Origin of the sequence: Pseudomonas sp. PDM05 (assembly GCF_014851685.1) — a bacterium.
Taxonomy (GTDB): domain Bacteria; phylum Pseudomonadota; class Gammaproteobacteria; order Pseudomonadales; family Pseudomonadaceae; genus Aquipseudomonas.
Map to the genome: position 1 here is coordinate 208578 of NZ_JACVAC010000007.1, position 22707 is coordinate 231284.

22 protein-coding genes are annotated in these 22707 nt (G+C 61.7%); 12 read left to right on the forward strand and 10 right to left on the reverse strand.

All coding sequences use genetic code 11. From position 1 onward, the window contains the following. Positions 1 to 6 precede the first annotated feature (6 nt). From IB241_RS16270 to IB241_RS16280, 3 genes are read left to right on the forward strand one after another with little or no spacing between them, the layout of a single operon-like run. On the forward strand, positions 7 to 885 hold the full coding sequence (locus tag IB241_RS16270) for a DUF692 domain-containing protein (protein WP_192299301.1): 879 nt from the start codon (positions 7 to 9) through the stop codon (positions 883 to 885). Beyond that, entirely contained in the window at positions 882 to 1658 is a 777-nt protein-coding gene (locus tag IB241_RS16275; RefSeq protein WP_192299302.1) for a DUF2063 domain-containing protein, read from the forward strand. The genes IB241_RS16270 and IB241_RS16275 overlap by 4 nt, the downstream gene beginning before the upstream one ends. Next, positions 1655 to 2140, forward strand: coding sequence for a DoxX family protein (locus IB241_RS16280; protein ID WP_192299303.1), 486 nt, complete (start codon positions 1655 to 1657; stop codon positions 2138 to 2140). The genes IB241_RS16275 and IB241_RS16280 overlap by 4 nt, the downstream gene beginning before the upstream one ends. Here IB241_RS16280 and IB241_RS16285 read toward each other — a convergent pair. Further along, on the reverse strand, positions 2137 to 3045 hold the full coding sequence (locus IB241_RS16285; RefSeq protein ID WP_192299304.1) for a LysR family transcriptional regulator: 909 nt from the start codon (positions 3043 to 3045) through the stop codon (positions 2137 to 2139). The two genes, IB241_RS16280 and IB241_RS16285, sit on opposite strands and share 4 nt — an antisense overlap. A gap of 106 nt (positions 3046 to 3151) precedes the next feature. Between IB241_RS16285 and IB241_RS16290 the strand changes: the two genes are divergently transcribed. From IB241_RS16290 to IB241_RS16300, 3 genes are all read left to right on the forward strand, one after another. Continuing rightward, the gene (locus tag IB241_RS16290; RefSeq protein ID WP_192299305.1) at positions 3152 to 3751 is read left to right on the forward strand and encodes a short chain dehydrogenase; all 600 of its coding nucleotides are present in this window, start codon (positions 3152 to 3154) and stop codon (positions 3749 to 3751) included. 95 nt (positions 3752 to 3846) lie between these two features. After that, on the forward strand, positions 3847 to 4518 hold the full coding sequence (locus IB241_RS16295; protein WP_192299306.1) for a COG3650 family protein: 672 nt from the start codon (positions 3847 to 3849) through the stop codon (positions 4516 to 4518). A gap of 106 nt (positions 4519 to 4624) precedes the next feature. Beyond that, on the forward strand, positions 4625 to 6238 hold the full coding sequence (locus IB241_RS16300) for an NAD(P)/FAD-dependent oxidoreductase (RefSeq protein WP_192299307.1): 1614 nt from the start codon (positions 4625 to 4627) through the stop codon (positions 6236 to 6238). Between the two features lie 140 nt (positions 6239 to 6378). Here IB241_RS16300 and IB241_RS16305 read toward each other — a convergent pair whose 3' ends face one another. Beyond that, positions 6379 to 7473, reverse strand: a complete 1095-nt coding sequence (locus tag IB241_RS16305) for a PLP-dependent cysteine synthase family protein (protein WP_192299308.1) — start codon at positions 7471 to 7473, stop codon at positions 6379 to 6381. A 216-nt stretch (positions 7474 to 7689) separates the two neighbouring features. On the opposite strand from IB241_RS16305, the gene nhaA reads away from it, so the two are divergent. The 3 genes from nhaA (at position 7690) to IB241_RS16320 (ending at position 10563) form a co-directional block, all read left to right on the forward strand. Next, a complete protein-coding gene (gene nhaA / locus IB241_RS16310; protein ID WP_192299309.1) occupies positions 7690 to 8865 on the forward strand; it encodes a Na+/H+ antiporter NhaA in 1176 nt (391 codons plus the stop codon). Positions 8866 to 9010: 145 nt separating this feature from the next. Continuing rightward, positions 9011 to 10231, forward strand: a complete 1221-nt coding sequence (locus tag IB241_RS16315; RefSeq protein ID WP_192299310.1) for an S-type pyocin domain-containing protein — start codon at positions 9011 to 9013, stop codon at positions 10229 to 10231. Then, complete coding sequence (locus tag IB241_RS16320) at positions 10228 to 10563, forward strand: hypothetical protein (RefSeq protein ID WP_192299311.1); 336 nt, start codon at positions 10228 to 10230, stop codon at positions 10561 to 10563. Before IB241_RS16315 ends, IB241_RS16320 begins: the two co-directional genes overlap by 4 nt. Before the next feature lie 326 nt (positions 10564 to 10889). Here IB241_RS16320 and IB241_RS16325 read toward each other — a convergent pair whose 3' ends face one another. The 6 genes from IB241_RS16325 to dinG all read right to left on the reverse strand — a co-directional run bounded on the left by IB241_RS16325 (position 10890) and on the right by dinG (position 19225). Beyond that, the gene (locus IB241_RS16325; RefSeq protein ID WP_026136695.1) at positions 10890 to 11354 is read right to left on the reverse strand and encodes a glycine zipper 2TM domain-containing protein; all 465 of its coding nucleotides are present in this window, start codon (positions 11352 to 11354) and stop codon (positions 10890 to 10892) included. A gap of 264 nt (positions 11355 to 11618) precedes the next feature. Beyond that, positions 11619 to 12266: a pyridoxamine 5'-phosphate oxidase gene (gene pdxH, locus IB241_RS16330; RefSeq protein WP_192299312.1), complete on the reverse strand. Its 648-nt coding sequence runs from the start codon at positions 12264 to 12266 to the stop codon at positions 11619 to 11621. A gap of 25 nt (positions 12267 to 12291) precedes the next feature. Beyond that, on the reverse strand, positions 12292 to 13335 hold the full coding sequence (locus tag IB241_RS16335; RefSeq protein WP_192299313.1) for an OmpA family protein: 1044 nt from the start codon (positions 13333 to 13335) through the stop codon (positions 12292 to 12294). A gap of 142 nt (positions 13336 to 13477) precedes the next feature. Continuing rightward, a complete protein-coding gene (locus IB241_RS16340; protein ID WP_192299314.1) occupies positions 13478 to 14623 on the reverse strand; it encodes a serine hydrolase domain-containing protein in 1146 nt (381 codons plus the stop codon). 82 nt (positions 14624 to 14705) lie between these two features. Further along, a complete protein-coding gene (locus IB241_RS16345; RefSeq protein ID WP_192299315.1) occupies positions 14706 to 16991 on the reverse strand; it encodes a beta-galactosidase in 2286 nt (761 codons plus the stop codon). Positions 16992 to 17080: 89 nt separating this feature from the next. Continuing rightward, complete coding sequence (dinG, locus tag IB241_RS16350; RefSeq protein ID WP_135288038.1) at positions 17081 to 19225, reverse strand: ATP-dependent DNA helicase DinG; 2145 nt, start codon at positions 19223 to 19225, stop codon at positions 17081 to 17083. 99 nt (positions 19226 to 19324) lie between these two features. On the opposite strand from dinG, the gene IB241_RS16355 reads away from it, so the two are divergent. Next, positions 19325 to 19789, forward strand: a complete 465-nt coding sequence (locus IB241_RS16355; protein ID WP_192299316.1) for a CopD family protein — start codon at positions 19325 to 19327, stop codon at positions 19787 to 19789. 139 nt (positions 19790 to 19928) lie between these two features. Here the strand turns inward: IB241_RS16355 and IB241_RS16360 are convergent, their stop codons facing one another. Together IB241_RS16360 and IB241_RS16365 are read right to left on the reverse strand one after the other, a co-directional pair. Next, a complete protein-coding gene (locus tag IB241_RS16360; protein WP_192299317.1) occupies positions 19929 to 20687 on the reverse strand; it encodes a collagen-like protein in 759 nt (252 codons plus the stop codon). Between the two features lie 156 nt (positions 20688 to 20843). Beyond that, positions 20844 to 21539 (reverse strand): OmpA family protein, encoded by a 696-nt coding sequence (locus IB241_RS16365; RefSeq protein WP_192299318.1) that lies wholly within the window; start codon positions 21537 to 21539, stop codon positions 20844 to 20846. Positions 21540 to 21729: 190 nt separating this feature from the next. Here IB241_RS16365 and IB241_RS16370 point away from each other — a divergent pair, with 190 nt between their 5' ends. Next, entirely contained in the window at positions 21730 to 22227 is a 498-nt protein-coding gene (locus IB241_RS16370; protein ID WP_192299319.1) for a DUF6231 family protein, read from the forward strand. Between the two features lie 4 nt (positions 22228 to 22231). Further along, the gene (locus tag IB241_RS16375; RefSeq protein WP_192299320.1) at positions 22232 to 22702 is read left to right on the forward strand and encodes a YchJ family protein; all 471 of its coding nucleotides are present in this window, start codon (positions 22232 to 22234) and stop codon (positions 22700 to 22702) included. Positions 22703 to 22707 lie beyond the last annotated feature (5 nt).

Here is a 22707-nt window from a genome sequence, read left to right on the forward strand (position 1 = left end):
GTACTGATGATGATTCTTTCATCCCTGCACCCCGCCTCCCAGGCTCAGGCGCCCGGCCTTCCGCGCCGGGCCGGGCTGGGGCTCAAGCACGAGCACTTGAGCGAAGTGCTTGAGACCACCCCCGACATCGGTTTTTTTGAAGTGCACGCCGAAAACTACATGGTCGCCGGCGGGCCCTTTCATCACTACCTGGGATTGATCCGCGCACAGTACCCGCTGTCGTTGCACGGCGTGGGCCTGTCCATCGGCGGCGAAGGCCCCCTGGACCCTGCGCACCTGGCACGCCTGGCCACGCTGATCGAGCGCTATCAACCCCAGTCCTTTTCCGAACACCTGGCCTGGTCGAGCCATGGCCCGGTGTTTCTCCATGACCTGCTGCCCCTGGCCTACGACGCCGCCACCCTCAAGCGTGTGTGCGAACACGTTGACCAGGTCCAAAGCGCGCTCAAGCGCCCGATGCTGCTGGAGAATCCGTCGACCTACCTGCAATTCCAGCGCTCGACCCTGGACGAGACCGACTTCATCAGCGAAATCGTCCGCCGCACCGGCTGTGGTTTGCTGCTGGACGTCAACAACGTCTACGTGTCGTGCATCAATCACCAGCGCGAGCCACTGGCCTACATCGACGCGTTACCGCTGCACGCCGTCGGTGAGATTCATCTGGCCGGTTTTGCCGAAGACACTGACAGCCTCGGCGAACGCCTACTGATCGATGATCACGGCGCGCCCATCGATAACGCCGTATGGCAGTTGTACGAAAGCGTACTGACACGCACCGGACCGGTCGCCACATTGATCGAACGCGACAATCAGGTACCGGCCTTCAGCGTGCTGCAAGCCGAAGCCCGGCACGCGGACTGGCACCTGTCGCAGGTCAGCCCATGAGCCTGCACGCCGATTTTGCCGCCGCCTTGCTGGCCCCCGAAGCGACCTGCCCCGACGGCCTGTTCAGCCGTAACGGCGCCGACCCCGCCAGCCGCTTCGCGGTGTATCGCAACAATGTACACAGCGCGTTGATCAACGCGCTGGCCACCGCGTACCCCGTGACCCTGCAACTGGTGGGCGACAGGTTTTTCCGCGCCATGGCCGGCCTCTACCTACAGAGCTGCCCACCCACCAGCCCGTTGATGTGCGAGTACGGCAGTACGCTCGCCGACTTCATCCAGGGTTTCGAACCGGCGGCCAGCGTGCCCTACCTGGCGGATATGGCACGGCTGGAACGCTTGCGGGTCTGCGCGTATCACGCGGCCGACCATGCGCCGCTGGCCCCTCAAGCGCTACTCCAGGCCCTGCAAGGCCAAGCCGACCTGGGGGCACTGCGCGTGCAACTGCATCCGTCGGTGACCACGCTGGCTAGCGCGTATGCGCTGGTGGCGATGTGGGCCGCGCATCAGGCAGAGGATGGCGTCGGCACCCTGGACCCCTGGCATGCCCAGAGTGCCCTGGTATTGCGCCAAGGCCTGGAGGTCAAGGTGTTCGCCATCGACCCTGGATCGCAGGCCTTTATCGACCGCCTGGGCCACGGCTTGCCTTTGCTGAGGGCCGTGGAGTGCGCCCTGGAGGCCAACGCTGAATTCGACCTGCACCAATGCCTGACGCTGCTGATCAGCCACCAGGCCATCATTCATTTGCATCTGGACCAAAAGGTATCGCCATGAACACCTCCGCACCGTGCCTGGTAAGACAGGTCATTCAACTATTCGAAAAAATCCCCTACAGCCTGCTCGCCTTCATCGCACGGTTTTCCATCGCCGCGGTGTTCTGGAAATCCGGGCAAACCAAGGTCGAGGGCTTTGCCGTGGACCTGATCGGCGGCACCTTTGAGCTGGGTGAGCCACGCCTGGCCGCGTCGACCTTGCCGCTGTTTCGCAGCGAATACCACGTGCCGTTGCTGTCGCCGGAGGTGGCCGCACATATGGCGGCGTTTGCCGAGCATTTTTTCCCGGTGCTGATTCTGATCGGGTTCGCCACGCGATTCTCGGCCCTGGCGCTGATCGGCATGACCCTGGTCATTCAGCTCTTCGTCTACCCGGACGCCTACCCGACCCACGGCACCTGGATCGCCGTGCTGTTGCTGCTGGTGGCCAAGGGACCGGGACGCTTGTCCATCGACCAGTTGATCGCCCGCCGTTACCACTAAAGCCGGTCGAGGGCCTCGCCGCTGCGCTTGAACCAGTCCACCAGGTAATCGGCCAACACTTGAGTGCGACGCGGCAGGCCGCCTTGATAGGGATGCACCAGGTACATCGGCATGCTCCGCGTCTGAAAGTCGCGCAGGAGCAAGCGCAAGCGCCCGTCAGCCAATTCCGCGGGTAAGACGTAGGACGGCAGACGGGCAATACCGGCCCCGACCAGCGCAGCCTTTTTCAACAGGTTGTAATGATTGGAGGCGAAGGTGCCACTGACCCGCACCCGCAATAACTCGTGCTGCTGGTGGTACAGCCACTCTTCGCGGCCGCTGTAGTGACTGTTGAGCAGGCAGGTGTGGCGGGCCAGATCCGCCGGGGTCTGCGGCTCGCCATGCTGCTCCAGGTAAGCCGGGCTGGCGCAGGTCATCTCATGCCAGGCCAGCAATGGCTTGGCCACCAGGCGCGCGTTTTCGATGGCACCGGAACGCACCCCCAAGTCGAAGCCATCTCGCGCCAGATCGCGATAGTTGTTGTTCAGCTCTAGCTCGAGCTGAACTTGCGGGTACTGCTTGGAAAACTCCAGTAGCAAGCCATCAAAGAAGGTTTCGCCCAACGACACTGGAACCGTCATACGCACCGGTCCGACAAGATCGTCTTTGAGCCGCGCCAATGCCTGACGGGCGCGGTCGACCTGGACCACCAGCGCCTGGGCCTGGGGCAGCAGCGCCGCGCCGGCCGCGGTGAGGCTGAGCTTGCGCGTGGTGCGATGCAGCAACACGACCGAGTACTGCGTTTCCAACTGGCTGATGCGCTTGGACAGTTGCCCCTTGCTACAGCCCAACTGCTCCGCCGCCACGGTGAAACTGCCGGCTTCGATCAACACGGCAAAGGCCGCCAGGTCATCCATCTCGCTCATGGATTGTTTCCAAAAGAAAACCAAAGGTTGCCTATTAGCACGTTTATCCAGGGAAAAAGCCACTCTAGACTGAACCCTCACTTACCCCCACTGGAGGAACAGCACCATGAAAATCCTATTGATTGGCGCCAGCGGCACCGTCGGCTCGGCAGTCAAGAACGAACTGGCGCAGCGTCACAAGGTGATCAGCATCGGCCGTACCAGCGGTGACTTTCAGGTGGACATCAGCGACAGCGCCTCAATCCGCAAGCTGTTCGAGCAGACCGGCAAGTTCGACGCGCTGGTCTGCGCCGCCGGCAGCGTGAAGTTCGCGGCACTGGGTGAAATGAGCGACGCCGACTTTGAACTGGGCCTGCGCGACAAACTGATGGGCCAGGTCAACCTGCTGCTGATCGGCCGCGAGTACGCCAACGACGGCGCGTCTTTCACCTTCACCAGCGGCATCCTCAACCGCGACCCGATCCGCACGGGTGCATCGGCGGCGCTGGTCAACGGTGCGCTGGATGCGTTCGTCAAAGCAGCGGCAATCGAATTGCCACGGGGCCTGCGCGTCAATTCTGTAAGTCCTACGGTACTGGTGGAAGCGATGGGCAGCTACGCGCCTTATTTCCGCGGTTTCAAACCGGCGGCGGGGGCAGATGTGGCGTTGGCCTACGCCAAAAGCGTCGAGGGCTTGCAGACCGGTCAGACCTTTATCGTGGGCTGACCTTAACGTCTGTCAGAATCGCCTGAAGCTGGCAGGCGGGCTTGTGATGCGGCGCCAGCCTGCGTAACGTGGCGGCACTTGTCTGGAGACCCTCTATGCGTGCCGCTCGTACCCTTGCCCTGTTTGCCCTGCTCCCCCTGTTCGCCGCCTGCCAGATGTTCGAAAGCGAGCCGGCCAAGCCGTCGACTGCCGGCCTGACCCGCATGCAGGGCGAACTCACGGCGGTCAACGGCAAGCTGCTGTTCCAGCCGTGCAACGACCAACGCAACTACGTGGTCAACGACACCGGCGGCACCAGCGTCCTGCAGGAAGCCGCCTCCCTGGCCGGCCAGCAAGGCACCTTGTTCGCCGACCTGCGTGGCAAGTTCTCCGGCGTGGCCAGCGGCACCCAGGGCAGCGTCGACCTGCAACAGCTCTACCGCGTGGAGCGTTCGACCTCGGCCTGCAACGACCCGGACTTCAAGCGCATGATCCTGCGCGCCAACGGCCACAAGCCGGCCTGGGCGATGAATGTCACGGCCAAGGGCATGGTGCTGGAGCGCGAAGGCCAGCCGCCACTGGCGGTGCCGTATGTGGAAGAACAGATCGGCGATGGCCGTTTCAACCTGATGACCGAAGCCAACAACCAGCACGTCGAACTGTGGGTAGCCCCGCAACGTTGCGTGGACAGCGTCAGCGGCAGCCTGCAACACATGACCGCCGAATTGCGCGTCAACGGCCAGGTGCAACGCGGTTGCGCGGCGTTTGGCGGCTCGCGCGACGACTGACGCCGCCCTGGGCTGTTTTAACATGACGGAAAACGTCCATTGGGGCTTATAATCGCCGGTTTGCAAAACAGCCGGCCTCTTTGCCCGCCGCCTACCGGATCCCGTCATGCTACGAATCACCGAACTCAAGCTGCCCATCGACCATCCCGAAGAAGACCTGCGCCCTGCCATCGTGCAGCGCCTGGGCATCGCCAGTGATGACCTGCTCGATTTCACCCTGTTCAAACGCAGCTACGATGCGCGCAAGAAGTCATCGGAGCTGTGCTTCATCTACACCATCGACCTGGACGTCAAAGGCGAAGCCGCCCTGCTGCTCAAGTTCGCCGATGACCGCAACGTCAACCAGGCGCCGGATGTCAGCTACAAAGTGGTCGGCCAGGCGCCTGAAGGCCTGACGGAACGCCCGATCGTGGTCGGCTTTGGCCCGTGCGGCATCTTCGCCGGGCTGCTGCTGGCACAAATGGGCTTCAAGCCGATCATTCTTGAGCGCGGTCGCGAAGTGCGCCAGCGCACCAAGGACACCTGGGGCCTGTGGCGTAAGAATGTGCTGAACCCCGAGTCCAACGTGCAGTTCGGCGAAGGCGGCGCCGGGACCTTTTCCGACGGCAAGCTGTACAGCCAGATCAAGGACCCGAAATTCCACGGGCGTAAAGTCCTGCACGAATTCGTCAAGGCCGGTGCGCCGGAAGAGATCCTTTACGTCAGCAAGCCGCACATCGGTACATTCCGCCTGACCGGCGTGGTGGAAAACATGCGCGAGCAGATCATCGCCCTCGGCGGTGAAGTGCGTTTCGAGCAACGCGTCACTGACGTGCTGATTGAAGACGGCCAGTTGAATGGCGTAGTTGTCGACGGCGGCGAGCAGATCCTCTCCAAGCACGTGATCCTGGCCCTCGGCCATAGCGCCCGCGACACCTTCCGCATGCTTCACGGCCGTGGCGTGTACATGGAGGCCAAGCCGTTCTCGGTGGGTTTCCGTATCGAACACCCGCAGTCGCTGATCGACGCGGCGCGCCTGGGCAAATACGCTGGCCATCCAAAACTCGGCGCTGCGGACTACAAACTGGTGCACCACGCCAAGAACGGCCGCTCGGTCTACAGCTTCTGCATGTGCCCGGGCGGTACGGTGGTCGCTGCCACCTCCGAGCCGGGCCGCGTAGTAACCAACGGCATGAGCCAATATTCGCGTAACGAGCGTAATGCCAACTCTGGCATCGTGGTCGGCATTACGCCTGAGGTGGATTACCCGGGTGGACCGCTGGCGGGTATCGAGTTGCAGGAGCGTCTGGAGTCCCACGCCTACATCCTCGGCGGCAGCAACTATGAGGCCCCGGCGCAGCTGGTGGGCGATTTCATCGCGGGCAAGCCATCCACGGCTATCGGTAGCGTGGAACCGTCCTACAAGCCGGGGGTAGCCCTGGGTGACCTGGCCCTGGCCCTGCCGGACTTCGCCATCGAAGCGATCCGCGAAGCACTGCCGGCGTTCGAGAAGCAGATCAAGGGCTACTCGCTGCACGATGCCGTGCTGACCGGGATCGAGACGCGCACGTCGTCGCCGTTGCGGATCACCCGTAATGAGTCGATGCAGAGCTTGAACGTCAAGGGCCTGTTCCCGGCCGGTGAAGGCGCGGGTTATGCCGGTGGGATTCTGTCGGCGGGTGTGGACGGGATTCGGATCGCCGAAGCGTTGGCGCGGGATATGTTGGGCCTCGAAGCCTGACAACTCGCTTATTTATTGAATGTGAGCGGGCTTGTGTGGGAGCGGGCTTGCTCGCGAAAGCGGTGGATCAGTTGAACAGTGTGTGACTGACACACCGCATTCGCGAGCAAGCCCGCTCCCACATTGGTTTTTGTGTTGAGTCAGATATTGGCGCGCAAGACGCTGGCCGGCAGCGGCTCGCCCTGTTCGACAGTCGCCGCCACGGCGGCAATCAAATCCTGTAGCTCGTAGCCCTGCGTTTTAAGCCACGCCTGATCATAGTAAGTGGTGGCATACCGCTCTCCCCCGTCACACAAGATCGCCACGATCGACCCCGACTCCCCCGCTGCTTTCATCTGCAGCGCAGCCATCAACGCGCCGATCAAGTTAGTCCCACTGGACCCGCCGACCCGCCGCCCCAAGCGCGCGGCCAGGTAATGCATGGCCGCCAGCGATAATGCATCTGGCACCTTGACCATCGCATCAATCACCTTGGGCAGAAACGACGCCTCGACCCGCGGCCGGCCAATGCCTTCGATGCGCGAACCACAGTCCAGGCGCAAACTGGCGTCGCCGCTCAAGTAGTAATCAAAAAACACTGAGCGCTCCGCATCGGCACACAGCACGCGGGTGCAATGCTGGCGATAACGCACGTAACGCCCCAGGGTTGCCGTGGTGCCGCCGGTACCGGGGCTGGAAATCAGCCAGCTCGGCTCTGGGTAATGCTCAAACCGCATCTGCTGGAAGATCGACTCGGCGATGTTGTTGTTCGCGCGCCAGTCGGTGGCCCGTTCCGCGTAGGTGAACTGGTCCATGAAGTGACCACCACTTTCCTGCGCCAGCCGTTCGGATTCGGCGTAGATCTGCGTCGGATCGTTCACCAGATGGCTCTTGCCACCGTAAAAGGCGATCTGCGCGATCTTTTCCTGGGAGGTGGTGGCCGGCATCACCGCGATAAACGGCAAGCCGAGCAGGCGGGCGAAGTAGGCTTCCGATATCGCCGTCGAACCGCTGGACGCCTCGATCACCGGTGCGCCCGGCTTCAACCAGCCATTGCACAGCGCATACAGGAACAGCGAACGCGCCAGACGATGCTTCAGGCTGCCGGTGGGGTGGCTGGACTCGTCCTTGAAGTACAACTCGACACCCGGCAAGCCGGGCAGCGGCAACGGGATCAGGTGTGTGTCGGCGCTGCGCTGGAAGTCCGCTTCGATGATACGAATGGCTTCGCGGGCCCAGGGACGGTGGTCGCTCATGAGGAGGTTCTCTAAGGATTTCACGCCCAATCTTAGGAGGTTTCCTACACTCCACACAGATACAGTACCGACTCAATTGGACACACAATTGCTAAGCTTTGGCGCACTGCCCTCCCAATCACTCTCTTATAACAAATAAGAATATAACTTTTGTTTTAACAACTAACGGTACGGGTTAGGGTAGCCACCTATTGAACCTGGATTGGAGAGCATCCCTTGCCTCTGCGTAGCACTTTCACCCGTTTCTTCCAGCTGGAGGCCGCCAGTGGCTTGCTGTTGATCGCCGCTGCCGCACTGGCGCTGATCATCAACAACTCGCCGTTGTCGCACCTCTACAACGCCTTTCTCGATGTGCCGGTGGTGGCACAGATCGGCGCACTGAAAATCGCCAAGCCTGCACTGCTATGGATCAACGACGGCCTGATGGCGCTGTTCTTCCTGCTGATCGGCCTGGAGGTCAAGCGTGAGTTGCTTGACGGCCATCTGTCCAAGCCGTCCCAGGTGGTGCTGCCCGGCGCAGCCGCGATTGGCGGCATGGTCGTACCGGCGCTGATCTACTGGGCGATCAACAAGGACTACCCCGCCGCGCTGTCGGGCTGGGCGATCCCCATGGCCACCGACATCGCCTTCGCCCTCGGCGTATTGGCCCTGTTGGGCAAACGCGTGCCGGTGTCGCTCAAGCTGTTCCTGATGACCCTGGCGATCATCGACGACCTGGGCGCAATCATCGTGATTGCGGTGTTCTATTCCGCCGACCTGTCGGGCGCCGCACTGGCGGGCGCGGGCGCTTGCCTGATTGCATTGATCGCGATGAATCGCCTCGGTGTGATCAAGCTTGGCCCGTACCTGATCATCGGGTTGATCCTGTGGGTCTGCGTGCTGAAAAGTGGTGTGCATGCCACCCTGGCCGGCGTGACATTGGCCTTCTGCATCCCGATGCGCACCAAGAATGCCGAGCCTTCGCCATTGATGACCCTGGAACACGCCCTGCACCCTTGGGTGGCCTACGGCATCCTGCCGCTGTTTGCGTTCGCCAACGCCGGTGTGTCCCTGGCCGGCGTCAGCCTGGAAAGCTTCACCCACCACGTACCGCTGGGCATTGCCGCCGGCCTGCTGATCGGCAAGACCGTCGGCGTGTTCGGCCTGACCTGGCTGGCCATCAAGACCGGCCTCGCCGCACTGCCCAGCGGCGCCAACTGGGGCCAGGTGTTTGGTGTGGCGATCCTGTGCGGCATCGGCTTTACCATGAGCCTGTTTGTCGGTTCCCTGGCGTTTGTGCCGGGTGCCAGTGAGTTTGCCGGGGAAGACCGAATGGGGATTCTGACCGGGTCGATTCTGGCTGCGTGCATTGGCTATGCAGTAACGGCAATGGCGAGTCGCAAGAAAGCATAACGAATGCAATGACTGTGGCGAGGGAGCTTGCTCCCTCGCCACATTTCCCTCCTGTTCCCCTTCCCTCCTCAGATAAGACCTACATCGCCCCTGCTCGGCTTGCCATAACGTCGGCCCTCGTTATGCAGCACGCCAGGAGGGCACGATGGCAAATACCAAGGATACATTCCAAGTCTGGCGGTCCTACGGAACCGGCACCGGCGGTTATCGCATGCTTGAGCCCATGAACGAGGCCGAATTGGCGGCCCGTGCAGCGCGGCAAAAAGACCACCAAACCCTGCTCGCCCGCCAGGAAGCCTACGAAAACAGCCGCCAGGCTGATCCGCACCCCGCCCCAACGCCCTTGATAGGCTGCGTTTTTACCAAGTCCTGCAACCTGCCGGACAGCATCATCGACTATCACGACCCCACCGGTTATGTACCGCTTGATCGCCTTGAGGACTATGGCGAGTACGCGTTGCTGGGTGGTCGCGAGACCGACGAGTCTGGTGTGCTACCGCTCAAGAAAATCAGCGGCAGTGCTCTGCCAGCAGGGCTTGGAATGCTGGCGCTGGCCGGCACTGTTACAGGCTCAGCCGCCGCAGCCGGGGCAGGCACTGTCGGGGCTACCTTCCTGACGGGCCTGGTGGGGCTGATCTGGCCCTCCAGTCTTGGCGACAGCGCGCTCTACACCGAAGAGCAACTGCGCTCCATGGCGAGAGCACGCACGCGGGTTCGCTTGCATGTCGAGCAACGGGAGGACGGCACGCTCAAGGGATACGCGTTCTACACAGGCAAAAATCGCGACTGGGAAATGGTCGATGTGGTGCAGTTTCAGTTGCGAGAGATGCAGTACATCGCCGACCTGGGTGACGGGATTGAACTGATCTGGACGCCTGCCGCGAATCCCGGTGACACCCTCGGCATCCCGGCGTTGCAAGCCGCGCCTTCGACACCGCATATATGGGTGTACCCGGCCAACGAGAAGGCCGCCAACATTATCGTCGACCCGATATATCCGCCGGACTACAAAGATTTCATCCTGGTGTTCCCGGCGGATTCGGGTGTTAGACCGCTGTATATCGTCGTCAGTTGGAAGTACGAGGACGCGCCTTATCACAGTAAAAAAGGGAATTCGGTTAAAAGTAAAAAACCAACCAATGGCTTGGATGCCTTGAACGACTCTGTATTAGTCAAACCTTCAGAGCCTCGACGAATAGGTATTGACCCACACACAAAGGAGTTTGTGGTTATTGATTTCTCAACAGAAGGCACTTTTCACGGACATGTACGACCATGGGGAGCACTTAATCAGCACATGAAAAACGCATTGATAAGAGCTGGGAAAACCAACCGCAAAGGAAAACTTTTAGGAGCCGGTAAATGAATATGCGCTACCACGACCCCGACTTGACCCATGATGAAGCCGTGCACGATCTAGCAACTGGAGACGTCAGCAAAGTCACCACAGCACTGATTTCAGTCGGCCTTAACGAAATGAATGGCACTTGGGCGCAAAACGTTTGCTTGCAACATATGGATAGCGACAACGATGAGATTGCATCCGCTGCAATTGTCGCCATTGGCCACATCGCGCGTCGCTTCGGAACACTGGATATGGAGAAGGTGGGTCCGGCCCTAATTCAAGCAGGGCGCAAATGCCCCGCATTGAGGGGAGTCATTGGAAGCGCAATGGACGACATAGAAATGTTCACCTGACCCCCACCAAAAAGCCGCCTTGGCCTGAACCAAGACGGCTCCACCTCTCAGACCTTAAAGGTCATCAAAGCTGTCCCGCAGGAACGTCCAGACGTGATAAGCGCGCAGGCAGTTCACTACGAGGTTCCACGTACGTGGTGCAAACTTGGACATACTCGGCCCTCCGTAAGTTGGGCCTTACCTCCAGCACACTTACCGGAACACGTGGGCCTTTGGATGCAGGTCGATGCATCTTTGAAGCCGCAAGCCCAGCCACTAACTGGGCTTGCAACAAAAACCCCCAACCGGTCACCCGATTGGGGGTTTTTCGTTTCTGCGACTAATACTTAGCGAGTAACCCGGCTAGTCCCATCAACGGTCATGATGCGCACGCGGTCGCCAATGCGGAAGATTTCATTCTCCTGCACGGCCTGCACGTAGGCGCGCATGCTGCCGTCGTCTTCGCGGACGGTGATTTCCACGCCCTGGGTGCGGGTCAGGCCTTCTTCGGTGGCCGAGCCCAGCAGGCCGCCGGCAACTGCGCCGATCACCGCGGTCACGATACTGCCACGGCCGCCGCCGATGGCGCTGCCGCCAACGCCGCCGATGACTGCGCCGGCAGCGCCGCCGATTGGGGTCTTGGTGCCTTCGATTTTCACTGGGCGCAGGGATTCGATGGTGCCCATGCGAACGCTCTGTACACGACGCGCTTCGTCACGGGAGTACGAGTCGCCGGTCAGACTCGAAGCACAGCCACCCAGCAGAAGTGACAGGGTGGTGAAGCAGGCAACTAGTAAAACGGACTTACGCATAGCATCAACTCCAAAGGACAGGTGGTCATTAAACGCGGCAGCCTCGCGCCTGTCACGGCCCGCACCGCAAAAAATTGCTTTCATTCAGCCTGAGTACAGACTGCCAGTACCAGAAAACTCGACAAACGGTAGCCCAGCTCTTGTGCCAATAGATGTCACGACTGTTTCAACATTGTAGTCACACAGCCGGAAGCAGCCGAAGTCTGTGCAATACAGACTTCGGCGCAACGGACAATATTCAGGTGAGGTGACGAAAGGTGACGCTCAGGGCGCCAGGCGCTCGCGGGTCCAGTCGGTCCCTTGCAGGCGATAGTTCAGGCGGTCGTGCAGGCGGCTGGCGCGGCCCTGCCAGAACTCGATGCGCTCGGGCAGCAGGCGATAACCGCCCCAGTGCTCGGGGCAGTCGGGCTGGGTATCGCTGAAACGCTGCTCGGTGGCCTTGAGCAAGTCCTGCAGTTCTTCACGGTCACGAATGACCTTGCTCTGCGGCGACGCCCACGCGCCCAAGCGGCTGCCCAATGGGCGGACCTGATAATAAGCGTCCGACTCCTCAGGCGTGACCTTGACCACCCGCCCCTCGATCCGCACCTGGCGCTCCAGAGTCGGCCAGAAGAAGGTCATCGCCGCAAACGGCCGCGCCGCGAGCTGTTCACCCTTGGCGCTCTGATAGTTGGTGAAGAAGGTAAAGCCCTGTGCATCCAGGCCCTTGAGCAGCAGGATGCGACAGTGCGGGCGACCATCGCTGTCAACCGTGGCCAGGGTCATGGCATTGGCTTCCACCGGCGGCTGCTCGGTTTTCACCGCGTCGCCGAACCACTGGTGGAACAACGCAAACGGCTCGCTCGGGGCCTGGGCCTCGCTCAAACCATCCCGTGTGTAGTCACGGCGCATATCGGCCAGTGCCTGGGTCATGCGGCTTTATCCTTCTTTCAACAGATCAGTTTTTCGCCTGGTCGTTAGCCGGTGCAGCCGCCTTGGCTTTGGCCGGAGCCGCTTTCTTGGCAGCAGGCTTGGCCGGGGCTTTCTTGGCGGCGGGCTTAGCAGCGGCTTTCTTCGCGGCAGGCGCCTTTTTCGCCGGGGTCTTGGCGGCCGGAGCAGGTGCTGGAACGTCCTGCACCGCAACCATCTCAGCCACTGGCGGGGTCTTGCCCGAGTTGTACTTGCTCAGCAAGGCCAACATAGTTGTACGCTGAGTGAACATAATTTCCATGCGACGGTTCAGCGCACGGCCCTGGGTGCTGTCGTTGGCGGCACGTGGCATCAGGTCACCCATGCCGCGCAGCATCAGGCGGTCCTGCTTCAGGCCGCTGAGGCTGAAGATCGATGCGATCGACTGTGCACGTTCCTTGCTCAACGCCTGGCTCGCCGGTGCAGTGCCGGTGGCGTCGACGTGGCCCAGGACCAGTACGGCGGTCTTTGGATCGGCTTCAACAGCCTTGGCGACGCGGGTGAACGGGCCCAGGGTGACCGGCAGCAACATCGACGGACGTTTCGGGTTGTAGGAACCATCCACCGGGGCGATCACGACCAGTACGTTGTCACGACGTTCCAGTTGCAGGTTGCTGTCCTTGATCGCAGCACGCAGGCGCGGCTCATAGTCGTCCAACCAGGCCTGGGTGATTTTCGGGTCAGGCATTGGGATATTGGTCACGTCGACCTTGGCCAGGGGCTTTGGCTTGCTTTCGAACGGCCACCACCAATGGGTTTCGCTCTCTGCCTTGGCGACAGCTGGCGCGGCGGCAGGTGCAGGGTTAGCAGCCTTGAGGTCGGCTTTCAAGTCAGCGGCCTTGGCGTCGGCGGCAGCCTTGGCGTCCGGCTTGGCATCCGGCTTGGCGTCGACCTTGGTCACTGCGTCCTTGGCAGCCGTCTTATCCGATCCAAATGACCACCAATGCCCACCGTCGGCATCATTTTGTGGAGTTTGTGCACAGCCGGTAATAGTGAGGCAAAGCGCGAGTGCCAAGGACTTGTTCGATAACATGAGGTATCCACAAAATGAGAAAAAACCAGGGGTCTCGAGGACCCGTTAAACAGACGCCAGGATAAGAATAAAGTTACATACTTTCCGTCAGCGTCTTCTTATAGTTGCCTTTGTAACAAAAAAACGTGAAACAGCAAGGGGTTTACAGACAACCGGCCAATATTCCGACCAACTTCTGTGCACGTGGGTCCATAAGTACATAGGGCCCCAATGTATTAGTCACGAAACCAAACGCTACATCATGCTCCGGATCGGCGAAGCCCACCGAACCACCCGCGCCAGGATGCCCGAACGCACGCGGGCCAAGGCCGAAGGTGGCATTCGGCAGTTGCGGTTGATCCAACATGCAGCCCAGGCCGAAACGGGTTTGTGTCAATAATGTTTTATCCGGCCCGATACTGTGTTCACGGGTCAACTCTTCAAGCATGTCGCTTTCGAGCAAACTACCGTCCAACAAACCGCTATAAAAACCCGCCAGGCTGCGCGCATTACCGTGACCATTTGCCGCCGGCTGCTGCATGCGTCGCCATTCAGGTTTATTAGTGCTGGTCAGAATAGACGGAGGATTGGCAAATGCCCGCGTAGTCATTGCAGTCGGTTCACGCATCATTACTTGCAGTAACCGTTGCGCGGCGGCATCGCCCATATTGCCTTTGCTGCGCGCTATATGCGCAACACGATAAAACTCTTCATCCGCCAGGCCTACGTGGAAGTCCAAGCCCAGTGGCCGTGCAACCCGCGCCAAGATGGACTCCCCTGGCCCGCGCCCGTCGGCACGCCGCAACAGCTCGCCGACCAGCCAGCCATAGGTGATCGCCTCGTAGCCATGCCCTTGGCCCGGTGTCCACCACGGGGCCTCGGCCGCCAGGGTGTCGACCATCAATTGCCAGTCGTACAGCGCCTCGGTGGGTAGCATCTCGCGGATCGCAGGCAACCCGGCCTGATGGCAGAGCAACTGCCGCAAGGTGATGGCTTCTTTGCCCGCCGCCGCAAATTCCGGCCAGTAGTCGGCCACGGGCGCATCCAGCTTCAGCTTGCCCTCGGCCACCAATTGCAGGGCAGTGACGGCGGTGAAGGTCTTGGTGCAGGAGAACAGGTTGACGATGGTGTCGCTGTGCCATGCCTCGGCACCGTCCTTGTCGGCGGTGCCGGCCCACAGGTCGACGACGGTTTCGCCGCCGACCTGGATGCACAGCCCGGCGCCACGCTCCTGGGGGTCATCGAACAACGCGGCGAACGCTTCACGTACCGCTTCGAACTGGAGCTCGTAATGACCCTGAATCTGCACCTAAGCCCCCTCGGAAAACGCCGTAAAAAGTGGCCGACATTGTTCCAGTCATTCCAGGATTTGGGAACCCGTCAACGCTGAATCAATGACCATTTCCAGCATGCCCGCCGGCATGTCCGGCGCCTTTGCCGTCAGCGCTCGAACGACCGCTTGCATGCTCATGCGCCGCGCTGGCCGCCTTGGCTTTTTCCGCCTCCTTGCCCAACTGCTCGACGGCCGCCAGGTTGCTCTTGCGCACGCTTTCGACAAAGCCCTGGAACGGCACATCGGTGATGCCGACCAGCCCGAAGTGGCCGTTTTCAGCGTCCAGCAGACGCCCGGTCACCGGCTGATCCAGGTACTGGAACCAGTGCACGCCAATAATCGACGGCTCGGCCATGGCCTGTTTGAGGAAGTTGGCGTACGCCGCGCCGCGATCTTCCTCCCTGGCCAATTGGGTCACGCCGCCCCAGAACGGCCCACGGTCCGCCGAGCCGAAGTTGAATTCGGTGATCAGCACGGGTTTGTCCAACGCGCGCAGAGCCGCGAAGTCATAACCGTCCTGGGGTTTGAGGGTGTACATGTTGAAACTCAGCACATCGCAATACTGGGCGCACGACGCCACCGCTTCCGGAGTGCTCACCGCGTAGCGGCCGCCCAGTAGCAACTGGTTCGGCGCGTGCCATTTCAGCGCATCGGAGATGGTCTTGAAGTAGGCGTCGGCGAAGGTCTTCTGGAAATACTTGAAGTCGGCCTCGATTTCCGGGTGCTCGGCATTCGGCATCGGTGCTTCGAAACCCGGGTCTTCCATCAACTCCCAACCCGCCACATGAACGCCCCAGGCTTTCGACAGGCCGTCCTCGTTACGATACTTGTCGCGCAATTGCTTGAGGAACGCGCGTTTGGCCGGCACATCGGTGGTCATGCGCAAAGTGCCGTAGGCCAGGGCGTAACGGGACTTCGGATCATCGCCAGGACCGGCCCAGGCCAATTCATTGTCGGCGAAAAAGCCGATCAACCATGGGTCATCACGGTGATCGCGGGCGGCAATGGCCACGGCGCGTTCGGTGGCCATGGCGAAGCGCGGATCAAACGGGTCGGGCATGCCGCCCCACCAATCGGTGCCGGTGCTGATGCTGGCGTAGTCGCCGACAATTGATAGCGGCAAGGTGTACGGCACGCGGTCGGCGCGGGCCAGCGCTTCGTCACTCCAGTTGCCCACAGTGTTGAAACCCCAGGCTTGCAGGCGATCGAGGGTGTGGCTGACCCAACGCTTGTGGTCGAACCCCTCACCGCCATAGGTTCGTTGCAGGTTGGCGCGGTAGAAGTCGTACCAGCGCCCGGCACCATAGCTGCGTCCTTCGCCGGCCCCATTGCCGGTGCGGTTATCGCCGCTGCCGTAGTAGTTATCCAACGGCTCGCCGGCCTTGGGTAACGCCGCGAACATCCATTCACGGCCGGATACGTAGGTCTGGCTGTTGTCCGGGGCCACGGTATTGACGCCCAACGAGTAGAACGGATGGCCTTGCGGCGTCACCAGATACCAGCGGCCATCGCGCTTCTCGGTGCGGAAAAAACCGCTGGCCTCGAACGCCGGGCCTTTGTTCCAGCCGCCGTACGGGTCCAGTGCGGATTTATCCCGCGAGGCCAGCCAGCCCTGGAGCTGTTGCTGTTCCCTGGCGGCAGCGGCCTTGAGTTGTTCGTCGCTGCCAACCTTCTCCGGCCAGCGCGCACGGGTGGACTGACCATACGCATCCACCAGCTCGCTGTAGGCAGCCTTGATCACCGGCTCGCTGTCCTGCACGCCAAAGCGCTCCAACAGGATGCTCTGGGCCGCGCTGGGCTTGAGCATCGACAAGGTCACCGAAACCACCTGGCTGCGGTCGACTTCGCCAAAACTGCCGCCGAGCAACACGCGTTGGCCGTCCACGGTGATCGGCATCGGCGGGCCAGCCTTCATGCCCTGGCTCAACGGTGAGTTGGCTTGCAACGGGATCAGCAAGGTCTGCGCCGGACCCGCCGGCAGGTCGATGCGGCTGCGCAAGATCTTGCCGTCCGCGCTCTGCACTTTGACGTATAGGGTCAGCGCCCAGTCCATCGCACTCTGGATGCGCAGGCTCATGGCGCCGGACTGCGACCAGTCCCAGACGCCGCTCTGCGGGCTGAGCACCAGGCTCGGTTCGGCGGCCGGGTTGAAGGTGATGCGGCGCAACACCTCGCCTTCAGGGGTTTGTTCGGCGTTGTATTGCGGCAGGCTGGCGTCCTGGGTCGCCACCTTGACCACATCGGCAGGCCGGACGAAATTGAACAGGGTCTGTTGCCCGGCAGGCGCGGCCATCAAGGGCGCGGCGAACAACAGGGCAAATAGAGCGGGCAGCGTGCGAATCATACAGACAAGGTTCTCCCAGACGGCCGATGAATGGCCTGATGAAATACAGTGAGATAGACCACGGAGTGGGCGAAATCGCCCACGGCGGCTTAAGAAATTTCGCGCCTGAATGGCGGCAAGGCATTCAGGATAGCCTTGCCATAGCGCTGGGTGACCAAACGGCGGTCGAGCAAGGTGATGGTGCCCCGGTCCTGTTCGGTACGCAGCAAGCGCCCGCAGGCCTGGACCAGCTTCAAGGAAGCGTCCGGCACCGAGATTTCCATGAACGGGTTACCGCCCCGCGCTTCGATCCATTCGGCCAACGCCGCCTCGACCGGATCATCCGGCACCGAGAACGGGATCTTGGCGATCACCACGTGTTCGCAGTAGGCGCCCGGCAAGTCCACGCCTTCGGCAAAGCTGGCCAGGCCGAACAGCACGCTGGAGTCGCCGCCATCCACCCGCGCCTTGTGCTTGTTCAGGGTTTCCTGCTTGGACAGGTTGCCCTGGATAAACACCTGCTTGCGCCAGTCGCGGTCGAGACCGTCGAACACGTCCTGCATCTGTTTGCGTGACGAGAACAGCACCAGGGTGCCGCGCGAACCTTCCACCAGCTCCGGCAGGTCGCGGATGATCGCCGCGGTGTGCGCTGCGGCGTCCCGCGGGTCGGCCTTGAGGTCGGGCACTCGCAGCACACCGGCGTCGGCATGATGGAACGGGCTGGGCACCACGGCGGTGACGGCTTTTTTCGGCAGGCCGGCGCGCATGCGGAAGCGGTCGAAGGTGCCCAGGGCCGTCAGCGTGGCGGAGGTCACCAGGCAGCCGTAGGCCACGTTCCACAGATTGCGACGCAGCATTTCGGCGGCGAGGATCGGGCTGGCGTTGACCTCGATGTCAAACAGCGCACCGCTTTCCGACAGGGTCAGCCAGCGGGCCATGGGCGGGTTGTCTTCCGGGTCTTCGACGGTGAAGGCGGTCCACAATTCCCAGTTGCCTTGGGCGCGGGACAGCAGGCTGCCGAACAGCGGATACCATTCCTCGGCCTGGTTGCTGGCGATGCCGATGTTGACCTCGCCGTCCATGCCTTCCTTGAGCAAATCGGTGAGACGGGTAAAAAGGTCGGTCAGGCGCGAAAAGCCCTTCTTCAACTCGATGCCCATTTCGCGCATATGTTCGGGGATCAAGCCGCCGACGAAACGGTGGCGTGGGCGCTCACGGCCTTCCACATCTTCGCCGGGCTTGAAGTCGGCGACCTGCTCGCAGGCGCTGAACATGAATTGCTGCTGGGTCTTGATCTCCCGCGCCAGCTCCGGCACTTGTTCGATCAGCTTGCCGAGATCGCCGGGCAGTGGGTGCTGGGCCAGCAACTTGGTGAGGTTCTTCGCGGTGCTTTCCAGCCAATCGGCGGTGGATCGCAGGCGCGTGTAATGGGCGAAGTGTCCGATGGCCTTGTCCGGCAGGTGATGGCCTTCGTCGAAGACGTAGAGCGTGTCACGCGGATCGGGCAATACGGCACCGCCGCCCAGGGCCAGGTCAGCCAGCACCATGTCGTGGTTGGTAACGATCACATCGACCTTGCCCATGCCCTCGCGGGCCTTGTAGAAGGCGCACTGGCCGAAGTTGGGGCAATGGCGGTTGGTGCATTGGCTGTGGTCGGTGGTCAGGCGCGCCCAGTCGGAGTCTTCCAGGGCGGTGGGCCAGCTGTCGCGGTCGCCGTCCCATTTGTTGCCGGCCAGTTTCTCGATCATGCTGGTGAACAGCTTCTGGCTGACCTCATCCACCTCGATCTTGAAGCCTTCTTCTTCGAACAACGACGCGGTGGCGGTTTGCGCATGGCCTTCCTGCAACAACACGTCGAGCTTGGACAGGCACATGTAGCGGCCACGGCCCTTGGCCAGGGCGAAGGTGAAGTTCAGGCCGCTGTTGCGCATCAGGTCGGGCAGGTCTTTGTAGACGATCTGCTCTTGCAGGGCCACGGTGGCGGTGGCAATCACCAGGCGCTTGCCGGCGGCCTTGGCGGTCGGGATCGCGGCCAGGCTGTAGGCCACGGTCTTGCCCGTACCGGTGCCGGCTTCGACGGCCACGACCGCGGGCTCACCTTCGCGGCGACCTTCGTCGTCGGTGTCGATATCCCCGAGGACCTTGGCCACTTCGGCGATCATCAGGCGTTGGCCATAGCGCGGTTTCAAGCTCTTGGCTTCGAGAAAACGCGAGTAGGCGCCCTGGATCGTGGTTTTGAGTTCAGTGCTGATCATGGATAGTCGGGCGCAAAAAACGCTGGATAAATTTTCAGTGGTTCGGATCGGCCGCTATCATACCCCGCTAATGAATCCCGCGCAGAACGGAGTACCGCAATGACCGTGTTTAGCCTCGCCTACACCCTGCATGTATTGGCCGCCCTGATCTGGGTCGGCGGCATGTTTTTCGCCTGGATGATCCTGCGCCCCGCCGCCGGGGTGGCACTTGAGGGCCCTGCCCGGCTCACGCTGTGGGCAAATGTGTTTCAACGTTTTTTTGTGTGGGTATGGGTCGCGGTGGCGATTTTGCCGATCAGCGGCATTGGCTTGCTGCACCTGCGCTTCAGCGGGTTTGAGACTGCGCCGCGTTATGTGCAGGTGATGATGGGCCTGTATCTGGTGATGACGGCGTTGTTTATCCGCATCCAGGCGTTGAAGTTCCCGGAACTGCGCGCAGCGGTGGCGGCGCAGGATTGGCCGGTGGGCGCGGCGGTGCTGGGGCAGATTCGGCGGTTGGTAGGCATCAATTTGATTGTGGGATTGGTAACAGTGGCAATCGCCTCAGCCCGACCAATGCTCTGAGCTTGTAGTGAGCGGGCTTGCCCCGCGCTGGGTGGCGAAGCCGCCCCAAATCCAGACACCTCGGTCTTTCTGAAACACCGCGGTGTAACGGTTGGGGCGGCTTCGCCCCCCAGCGCGGGGCAAGCCCGCTCACTACAAGTTACAGGCGTTGGATGGTGACGGAACCTGCGGGCCCCGCTGGTCCTGGTTGGCCTTCCAACCCAGGACGGCCCTTCTCGCCGCCATCGGCCTGATACACCAGGCACCCCTTGGACTGCCCGCCTTTGCCTGGCTTGCCCGCCGTGCCCGCCAAACCACCCGCGCCACCGTCGACCCAGACCTTGATCTGCTGCGCCGGGAAGTCCTTTGGCAATTCAACCCGCACTTGCGCACCCGCCGCACCCGGCAGGCCATCACCACCGTTGTCGCCATTGGCGCCACGCCCGGCCGCGCCCCAGGTGCAGCCCGGGTCCACGCCGTTGGCACCGTCCAAACCGGCATAACCTTTGGCACCAGCACCACCACGGGCATCCACCGACAACTCATCGGCCGCCAATGATTGAATGCGCAAGGTCAGGTCACGCCCGGCCTTGGCCGGTTTTTCATGGGTGCCGGGCGCACCGCGCGAGGTGAATTGGCTGCCGTGGTCAAGTTGCGCATGGCGCACCTGCAATTGCAGCGCGGTATTACCCGGGACGATGGCGATACGCGCGTCGCGCCCCAGGTGCAACTCATCCACCGTGACCTGGCTGATACTGGCCGGAATCAGCAACGTGCCGTAGTCCGCCACATCCAGGCGCTCCAATTGCAGCACGCTGGTGCTGTTGGGCAGGCGCATCAACGAGTTGGTTTCAACACTGACGCTCTGGGCCAGGGCAATGGGGCTGACCAACAGGGCCAACAGTAAAACCTTACGCATCTTGGGGCTCCCGAGTTTGTTCTAGTTTTTTCTTTGGACGCACAGTAACGACTTCTACCGGCGATTTGCCAGTGAAGGTTCAAAAAAGTTGGGAAAGGTCGGTTTCGGTAAAGATTGCCGGCAATGCCCCTGTGGATCCCACAGGGGCAAGGGCTGTCAGCGGTTGATCTGGATTTCCACGCGGCGGTTCAACGCACGGCCTTCAGCGGTTTTGTTGTCGGCGACCGGATGGCTTTCGCCAGCCCCCGTTACCGAGACAAAGCTGCCGCGCGGCACACCCGATTGGATGAGGTACTCGGTGACCGAATGCGCACGTTTTTCCGAGAGTTTCTGGTTGTAGGCGTCTTTGCCGACGCTGTCCGTATGACCACTGACCCGCAGTTGCGCGCCCGGTGCTTCTTTTTTCAGGCGGGTGGCGATGGTATCGAGCTTGGCTTTATCCGCTGCCGTCAACTTGGCCGAATCGAACTGGAACAACACATCGCGGATCACGATGGTTTCTTCCTTGACCACGACCACTTCCTCAACCACTGCCGCGACCGGCACCGGCGGGCAACCGTTGGCATCTACATGCACGCCCTTCGGCGTGCCCGGGCACTTGTCGCGGCTGTCCGGTACGCCATCGCCGTCCTCGTCGCCATCGCCATGCACCCAGCAATAGGCGCCGGCCATGCCGCCGACCAACAGCGCGCCATAGCCCGCGTAGGCCGAGCTTTCCGTTGCACCGATCGCCGCGCCGGTCACACCGCCAACGGCGGCGCAGGTGGGCCAATCGGTTTTTTGCAAGCCTGCGCAACCTGTCAATACGCCGGTTAGCAGAATCAAGGGCAGAGCTGTCCGCATGATGCTCATCTGATTTCTCCTGAGGGGATCGGCGGGGGCCGATGGGTGGAGTAAAGACCGCTCTTTTCATCTGCGCCAGTAGGCCGCACCCCCGGTTTCATTGAGGATCGCCGCCAGTGCCTGGCTTTTCGCAGTCGCCCGCTCTAGGCCAGCACGCTCAGCCGCGCTAGTCTCTACGGTCCTGATGTGAGGATCTGTGATGACCGCTGGTATTTCCGCTCGTACACCCCAACAAGCCTTGGCTGCCCTGCTCGACCTGCACCAGCCCAAGCGCCTGTTGCTGTTGGGGGCCAGCCAGTTCCCGGCGCTGGAGGCTTTTGAAGCCGAACACCCGGACACCCGGGTGTCCATCGCCCCGCCCGGCCCCCTGCCCGCCGAGCTGGCCGCGCAGCGTTTTGACCTGGCGCTGGTGGTCGACTGCCTGGAGCACCTGTCAAAGGCACAAGGCCTGACCCTGCTCGGCGGCATCCGCAACCTCAATGCCAGCCGCATTGCGGTGCTGGTGGACCTCGGCGCATGCGAATGGCAGGACACCGACTTCTTCTCCCTGGCCTTGCAGGCCGGCGAGCGTTTCCAGCGCGATGAGCAGGTTCTGACGCTGTTTACCTACGATCTGCTTGACTATAAACAGGTGCCGGACTGGCTCAACGCCCGGTTCTGGGCCAACCCGGAAAACTTCGGAAAGTATTGGTGGTAACCCGATGAGTACATCCATTTGCCCCTGCGGCAGTGGCAACCTGCTGGATGCCTGCTGCGGCCATTATCACGCCGGCCACCCGGCGCCCTGCGCCAGCGCGCTGATGCGTTCGCGTTACAGCGCCTATGTGCTGGGCCTGGTGGACTATCTGGTGGCAACCACCCTGCCCGCGCAACAGGCCGGCCTGGACCGTGACGCCATCGGCGCGTGGAGCGCCCAAAGCACCTGGCTGGGCCTGGAGGTGGAAAGCTCCGAGGTGTTCGGCGGCCAGCCGGAGCACGCGTTCGTGACCTTCACCGCCCGCTGGCATGACAGCACTGGCGAACACAGCCACCGCGAACAGTCTTCTTTCGTACAGAATGACGGGCGCTGGTACTTCATCGATCCGACCGTGGAGGTGAAGACCGGGCGCAACGATGCCTGTCTGTGTGGCAGCGGGCAGAAATTCAAGAAGTGTTGTTCCAGCTATCTCTAACCAAC